The following is a 7,236-nucleotide window of genomic DNA, read 5'->3' as shown; positions in this document are numbered from 1 at the left end:
ACAGTCTCCCGACTTTGAAATATTGTTATTTGCCTATTCTATCAATGGTGAACCTACCAAGATCGTAGATTTAGCACAAGGTGAGCGATTACCGGGAGAAATCATTATAGCAATGGCTGATGCACAGATTACAAAGCATGCTTACAATGCAGCATTTGAATGGTACTGCTTAAGCAAATATCTTGGCTGGGATCCTTTATCTTGGCTATCGCATTGGCGATGTACCATGTTCCACGGCTTGTATTGTGGCTATACAGCAGGATTAGGACCAACAGCAAAGGCAATCGGTTTACCTCAAGATAAACGAAAAATGTCAGTAGGTACTTCGCTAATTAAATTGTTTTGTACCCCTACCAAACCAAATAAAAAGAACGGCGGGCGTACCCGAACACTCCCTCATCATGAACCGGAGAAGTGGGAACTGTTTAAAGAATACAATATTCAAGACGTTGAAGTAGAAAAAGAGATTGAAAATAAGTTATCTAAGTTTCCTGTGCCTTTGCAAGAACAAAAAATGTGGGAATTGGATCAACGGATTAATGCTTATGGTGTAGCAGTCGATCGTCAGCTAATCGATGGGGCTCTTTACATAAATGATGTGACAACAGCAACGCTGACGGAAGAGGCTAAACAAATTACAGGATTAAATAATCCTAACAGTGCCGCCCAATTAACGAAGTGGTTATTAGAAAAAGGTGTAGAGGTTGAAAACTTACAAAAAGAGACTGTTTCCAACCTCGTAAAGTCAACAGAAGGCGATGTTAAGAGAGCGCTAGAAATAAGACAAGAACTCTCAAAAACAAGCGTGAAAAAGTACGAAGCAATGGTAAGCGCCGTTTGTGAAGATGGCAGGGTTAGAGGACTCTTACAGTTTTACGGTGCCAATCGTACCGGACGATGGGCAGGGCGACTTGTACAAGTACAGAACCTCCCTCGAAATTATCTCGAAACTCTCGGCCATGCTCGTGAATTAGTTAGAGAAAAGAAAGTGGATGCCTTAAAGCTGATTTACGGAAATGTACCGGACACCCTTTCACAATTAATACGCACAGCTTTTGTACCGAGTGAAGGAAATCTTCTAGTTATATCTGACTTTTCAGCGATTGAAGCGCGAGTGATTGCATGGCTAGCAGGTGAACAATGGCGCTTAGATGTTTTCAACACTCATGGAAAAATATATGAAGCATCGGCATCCCAAATGTTTGGTGTTCCAATCGAATTAATCAAGAAAGGTAATCCGGAATATGAATTGCGTCAAAAAGGAAAAGTCGCTGAATTGGCTTTAGGCTATCAAGGTGGATCCGGAGCATTAATCTCTATGGGAGCTCTAAACATGGGATTAACCGAAGAAGAATTACCCGACATCGTAAGACGTTGGCGATCATCAAATAAACGAATACAAGACTTATGGTATTCCCTAGAAAACGCTGCCTTGTCTGTTATGAGAACCGGGCAACCTGCAGGCGTAAGAGGGTTAATCATAGCGCGTGAAAGTGACATTCAAAACGGATTAGATTTTCTCACAATCACCTTGCCAAGTGGCAGGAAGTTGTTTTACGTAAAACCTTTTCTTTCTGAAAATGATTTTGGCAAAGATTCGATTTACTATTACGGCTTAAACCAAACGACAAAGAAATGGGAACAGACGAACACTTACGGCGGTAAATTGGTCGAGAATGTGGTACAAGCCATTGCAAGAGATTGTTTGGCCGTTACACTTGATCGATTAGAAAAAGCGGGTTATCAAACCGTCATGCACATACACGATGAAGCTGTACTGGACGTACCGAAGGAAAAAGCTGATTTAGAAAAAGTGGAAAAGATTATGAGCCAAGAAATTAGTTGGGCGCCTGGACTTCCACTAAACGCAGATGGTTTTGTTTCTGAATATTACAAAAAAGATTGATTGTTACTAGAATTTATGCAAAAGGAGGACAAGATATGCCTATCTCTTACGAAGTTTTCATGAGACATGCTGAAAAAGTGACCAAGAACGCAACTAAAATCAATCCGACACGTCCGGTGTTAGCAGGTGTTTTTCATCATGAGGACGGTTCGTTAGTAGTCACTGATTCACACAGATTATATAAAGCGTTCGGTACACATCACAATAAAGACTTAGGATCCGTTATTACTCCTAAAGGAAAAAAGATTGAAGGAAATTATCCTCCAGTAGATAGACTTATGCCATACAACGATCCGCAACAAGAAATCGTTTTTGAAGTGGGTGAACTATTACAAGCTGCAGATATTCTTTATCACACAGGAATGGTTGCTAGGGAGAAAGTGGATATCGATTTTAAAGATAAGACCGTTGCTTTTATCTTTGCTGGAGTCATGATGGGTTCATACACTTTATCTAAACCATTTAAGGAGCCTTTTTCCCTTAATGCTCTATATCTCTTGGAAACTATGAAACTGTTCAAAGCAGCCAAATGTGAAACGGTTAAAGTAAATTTTTACGGGAGAAATCGACCTTTATTGATCGAAGATGAAACAGGTGACTTAAAAGCTCTTATTCTACCGATTAGACGTTATTAAAGGAGGGTTCGCCAAGTGATTACGATTGTTAGTGGAGATTTGGAAAAGGTAAAAGCCGAAATGAAACAAAAAGCCCAGGGCTATAAAGCAACGGAGAGGGCTATTAAAAAATTGCATAAAGGGGTTAAAGTCCTTCCTGCTGTTGATCAAAAGAGACTGGATAATCTTGAACATTTACAAAAAATATATTCGGCTTCATGGGTTCTTCCAGTAAAGGTTGAAGGGATTATTATCAACTATAAAGTCCTTCAAGCCTATTTGAATAAGTTGAAGAAATTTAATCTAAAAATTTCTATTAGTGATGATTGCCTCACTTTAACATACAAACAAGACCAAAAAGGATATATCGAGTTATACGATATGTCAAAGTATTTTCACGATTTTAAGTACATCCCAATTGCGGTAATTGATGATGGCTCGGAAGCGTAAACGTCAGTCAAAGTGGACACTGTTGTTTCGTCAAGAAGGTGAACATATGGTTTATCTGTACGAGCCGTTAAAGAAATACGAATTAAAAGCACGTATTCGAAACGGATGGAAACCTATTAATTAAAGGAGTTGATAGCTATGGGAAACTACAACTCTGTACAACCAACAATGGAAATGAAACGAAATTTTGTTCTTGAAAGATTGCTAGAAGCAGGCGTAACAAAAAGCCAACTTGGGCAAGACCTTCACGAATTAGATTATGAGGAATTGAAGTATGAGTTAGTTCTACAGTCTTTTCGTGAAATCGATGTCCAATCGGATAAAAATAAATGGTTTTAGAAGGAGAGAGTCACTTGTCATACGGTCCATTTATTCCACGCAACATCAATTATGAAAACAAGCCAAAAGAAGATGTTATTAACCGCCCATCCCATTACCATCGTAACGGAATCGATGTGATTAGTTTTGCAGAATTGCAGTTTAGCAAGGAAGAGTTAAAAGGCTTCTACCGGATAAATTGTCTTAAATATCTAACGCGATTCGATAAGAAAAACGGAGTCGAGGATTTGAAAAAGGGTTTGTTTTATTTAAATAAATTAATAGATTTGGAGGACGCACAAAAGGAGTGATCAGTTTGGGCAATGTACCGTTATTAAATGAGAATGACATAGAGCCTTATCTGGAACTTAAGAAGCAACGAAAGACGGATAAGGAAATCGTAGAGAAACATTTCTTTTGTGATAATGCCACGCTAACACGCTTCAAAAAACGTTTCGGGATAAAGGTACAAAGAGTACGACAAAGGAGGAACGATAATGATTAATAAATTATGTGAGGAAGCTTTTGCTACAGCAATCTCAAAAGGATGGCATGATGAACCAAGAGAAACAGGAACTTTCTTAGCGTTAATCCATAGTGAGGTTAGCGAAGCACTTGAGGCCGATCGTAGAGGTGACGAGGAAAATTTCGCAGAAGAGTTAGCAGATGTTTGCATTCGTATTTTTGATCTATGCGGGGCTAAGGATATTGACCTTGAGAAAGCTATCTTAATGAAAATGGAAAGAAATAAACACAGATCATATAAGCACGGAGGAAAGGCGTATTAACAGAAAGGAAAATAACCAAAACTTAGGTGATCAATATGCAATTTGACAGACAAATTATTATATCTGCTGCTGGGAGTCGTAAGGCCACCCAGTGGCCTCCTCAAACTTTATATTGGTCCGACATGGTGGAAAGACTTCGCACAGCTGCAAGGGGAACCGAAACCCTTGCGGAATATCTCAAGCTGCCAAAATCCCAACAGGATGATCTAAAAGACGTTGGGGGATTTGTAGGGGGTACATTAGCAGGGAATCGACGAAAGGCTTCCAATGTAACCGGTAGAGATATTATCACGCTTGACCTGGACAATATTCCTGCCGGTGGCACAGCTGATGTACTAAAAAGACTTGAGGGATTAGGGTGCGCTTATGCTACCTACTCTACCCGCAAGCATGAGGAAAACAAGCCTCGTTTACGTGTATTAGTTCCTTTAAGTCGCACAGCTACAGCAGATGAATATGAACCTTTAGCACGTAAGCTAGCATCTTTCATTGGAATGTCTCTTGCGGATCCTACCACGTTCGAAGCGTCACGTTTAATGTATTGGCCATCTTGTTGTTCCGACAGTCAATATGTATTCAATTACGGAGATAAACCGTTTCTTGATACAGATGGTTTACTCGCTACTTATGGAGATTGGCGTAATATCGCCGAGTGGCCGGAAGTACCCGGAGCGAGTCAAACTCATGTCCGAATGGCGGCTAAACAAGGAAATCCTCTTGAAAAGCGTGGAGTCGTTGGTGCGTTCTGCCGGCAATACGATATCCATTCAGCGATTGAAACCTTTTTACCGGGTGTCTACACTCCAACTGATGACGGATCCGGAAGATATACTTTTGTTGGAGGTTCTACGGTTGGTGGAGCTGTTATTTATGAAGATGGGCTTTTCCTCTACTCACACCATGCAACGGATCCGTGCAGTGGTCGTCTTGTTAATGCCTTTGACTTGGTCCGTTTGCATAAGTTTGGGGAATTAGACGATGAAGCAAAGCCCGATACACCTGTCAATAAATTGCCTTCTTTCGTCCAAATGAGTGCCTTTGCGCTAAATGACACAGGCGTAGGAGCAGCGTTGAACCAAGAACGGTATGAGCAGGCGATGCAGGATTTTGGTTCTCCGGTGGGGCAGTCAGGATCCCCAGCAACCGAACAGGATTTCAATTGGATTCAAAAGTTAAAAATCAGTCCCACGACTGGACAACCGTTAAAGTCCATTGAAAATGCACAGATTGCGCTTGAAGGCGATCCTAATTTAAAAGGGCGCATTCGTATGGATTCCTTTGCGGATGCCGTTATTGGCATCGCACCGTTTCCCTGGGCACCGAGAGATCAAGAAGAAGGACCTTTTTTATGGACAGAGCAAGATGATGCAGGATTAAGAAGTTATCTTGAAAAGATATTAGGTTTTCGTGTGCGCGATCTAATTAATGATGCTTTGGTGTTGTGCGCAGCCAAGAACCGGTTCAATCCTGTTGTCGACTATCTCAATAGTTTACATTGGGACGGTGTAAAACGCTTAGAAACTCTTTTTATCGATTATCTTGGAGCAGCTGATACGCCTTATACGAGGGCTGTTACTCGTAAATCGTTTATCGCTGCTGTTGCAAGAGCGATGAATCCGGGATGCAAACATGATACCATGCCTGTTTTGACCGGTGCGCAGGGGATGGGGAAAACCACTTTAATTCAGAAGATGGGGAAATCGTGGTTTACCAATAGCATTGAATCCTTTGAGGGGAAAGAGGCAGCTGAACTTTTACAGGGTGTGTGGCTTGTGGAAATAGGCGAAATGAGCGCGTATAACAAAAGTGATGTAAATACCATCAAAGGATTTTTAAGCCGTACAGAAGATCAATATCGGGCTGCCTATGCACGGAAAACGGAAAAGCATCCTAGACGTTGCGTGTTTTTTGGTACATCCAATAGAAGTGATTATTTAAAGGATCCAACAGGTGGTCGACGTTTTCTTCCGATTGATGTTGGAATTCAGCAACCGACAAAAAGCGTGTTTCACCATTTAGATGGTGAAGTGGATCAGTTATGGGCGGAGGCAGTGATGCATTGGCGGTTGGGCGAGAGCACGTTCTTAAGTGGGGAGCTGGCAGAAGAGGCGAAACGGCAACAAGAAAGCCATTCGGAGCAAGATCCACGAGAGAGTCTTATTCGTGAATTTATCGAAAGAAAAGTGCCGTTAGATTGGCAGAAGAAAGACATAGGCGCTAGGAAAATGTATTGGTCCGGTGAGTTTGGAAAGGTAGACACGCCTACCGAACCAAGAGACCGAGTATGTGCAGCAGAGATATGGGTCGAGTGTTTAGGCGGAGAAATCCGATTCATGAAGCGAGCAGATACGATTGCCATTAATGACGTTTTAGAGCAAATCGGAGGGTGGAAAAAGAAGAAAAATCCTTTCCGGTACGGTCCTTACGGGATCGTAAAAGGTGGATATATCCGCGAAAACTAAGAATGTATGTTTGTATACTTTCTCTTGAAAAACTGTATACTTTCTCCCTGTTTTGTATACCTTCCTAAAAAATGGAAGTGTATACCTTGTATACTTTAAAAATTGAGAAAGTATACGGCAAAGTATACAGAAAAAACGTTGGTATATCTATATTTATATTACTTTGTATACTTTGTATACCTTAAATCTAGTAAAAGTAATAAATAGAGAGAATAGAGAGAATAGAGATATATACGTATTACCTAAATAGCCTATTTTTTATATATATGCATATAGGGGGTCTTAAAGTAGACAGGGATGTTAGGAGGAGCAGAATTGAACGACTGTGAAAAATGGCTTTTTAATTTTTTGAAAGATAGAGATTTTGTCCTTTGCGATGAGGTGAGAGAGGACTTTAAAAAACAAGGATTTAAAAAATCTGAATTCAAAGCAGCTAGAAAGAGTCTAAGAATTGAAACCATCAACAACGCAAATTGGAGTGAGGGCGGATCCACAGAATGGTTTTGGAGGCTACCGAAATGAGAGAAAGAGATATTGAAATTTATTTGAGGGATGAAGTGAAAAAAATAAAAGGGAGAGCCTATAAATTCGAATCACCTGGTAATGCAGGTGTGCCAGATAGGTTGGTTATTCTTCCAGGAGGCAGAGTGTTTTTTATCGAGTTGAAAGCACCCGGTAAAAAGTCAAGACCGTTACAG

The 7,236-nt window shown here is 40.7% G+C and carries 9 protein-coding genes; all 9 read left to right on the top strand.

The annotated features are described in order from the left end of the window. Window positions 1-1,906, top strand: a 1,906-nt coding sequence (locus B5V89_RS17325) for a DNA polymerase (RefSeq protein WP_108073227.1), incomplete at its 5' end; no start/stop codon positions are given. 35 nt (window positions 1,907-1,941) lie between these two features. Beyond that, complete coding sequence (locus B5V89_RS17320) at window positions 1,942-2,541, top strand: hypothetical protein (RefSeq protein WP_108073225.1); 600 nt, start codon at window positions 1,942-1,944, stop codon at window positions 2,539-2,541. Between the two features lie 15 nt (window positions 2,542-2,556). Beyond that, window positions 2,557-2,970, top strand: a complete 414-nt coding sequence (locus B5V89_RS17315; RefSeq protein ID WP_108073224.1) for a hypothetical protein — start codon at window positions 2,557-2,559, stop codon at window positions 2,968-2,970. Then, window positions 2,954-3,094, top strand: coding sequence for a hypothetical protein (locus tag B5V89_RS20330; RefSeq protein ID WP_213083813.1), 141 nt, complete (start codon window positions 2,954-2,956; stop codon window positions 3,092-3,094). The genes B5V89_RS17315 and B5V89_RS20330 overlap by 17 nt, the downstream gene beginning before the upstream one ends. A gap of 14 nt (window positions 3,095-3,108) precedes the next feature. After that, window positions 3,109-3,309 (top strand): hypothetical protein, encoded by a 201-nt coding sequence (locus B5V89_RS17310; protein WP_108073223.1) that lies wholly within the window; start codon window positions 3,109-3,111, stop codon window positions 3,307-3,309. Between the two features lie 14 nt (window positions 3,310-3,323). Continuing rightward, window positions 3,324-3,599 carry a DUF3310 domain-containing protein gene (locus B5V89_RS17305; protein ID WP_181294704.1) on the top strand — a complete coding sequence of 92 codons (276 nt, stop codon included), beginning with the start codon at window positions 3,324-3,326 and terminating at the stop codon, window positions 3,597-3,599. A 186-nt stretch (window positions 3,600-3,785) separates the two neighbouring features. Beyond that, window positions 3,786-4,076, top strand: coding sequence for a MazG nucleotide pyrophosphohydrolase domain-containing protein (locus B5V89_RS17295; RefSeq protein WP_108073219.1), 291 nt, complete (start codon window positions 3,786-3,788; stop codon window positions 4,074-4,076). A gap of 35 nt (window positions 4,077-4,111) precedes the next feature. Continuing rightward, on the top strand, window positions 4,112-6,538 hold the full coding sequence (locus B5V89_RS17290) for a virulence-associated E family protein (RefSeq protein ID WP_108073217.1): 2,427 nt from the start codon (window positions 4,112-4,114) through the stop codon (window positions 6,536-6,538). 518 nt (window positions 6,539-7,056) lie between these two features. Then, on the top strand, window positions 7,057-7,236 hold a 180-nt coding region (locus tag B5V89_RS17280), incomplete at its 3' end, for a VRR-NUC domain-containing protein (RefSeq protein WP_142406539.1).

The sequence above is a fragment of the Heyndrickxia sporothermodurans genome, assembly GCF_003055045.1.
Classification (GTDB): Bacteria; Bacillota; Bacilli; order Bacillales; family Bacillaceae_C; genus Heyndrickxia; species Heyndrickxia sporothermodurans.
Note: the sequence above shows the minus strand (reverse complement) of the source record. Positions and strands in the feature narration are given on the sequence as shown.

Bases quoted from the DNA above. Each gene is read 5' to 3' on its own strand.
- B5V89_RS17320 (WP_108073225.1), top strand. From the start codon at position 1,942: ATGCCTATCTCTTACGAAGTTTTCATGAGACATGCTGAAAAAGTGACC.
- B5V89_RS20330 (WP_213083813.1), top strand. From the start codon at position 2,954: ATGGCTCGGAAGCGTAAACGTCAGTCAAAGTGGACACTGTTGTTTCGT.
- B5V89_RS17310 (WP_108073223.1), top strand. From the start codon at position 3,109: ATGGGAAACTACAACTCTGTACAACCAACAATGGAAATGAAACGAAAT.
- B5V89_RS17295 (WP_108073219.1), top strand. From the start codon at position 3,786: ATGATTAATAAATTATGTGAGGAAGCTTTTGCTACAGCAATCTCAAAA.
- B5V89_RS17290 (WP_108073217.1), top strand. From the start codon at position 4,112: ATGCAATTTGACAGACAAATTATTATATCTGCTGCTGGGAGTCGTAAG.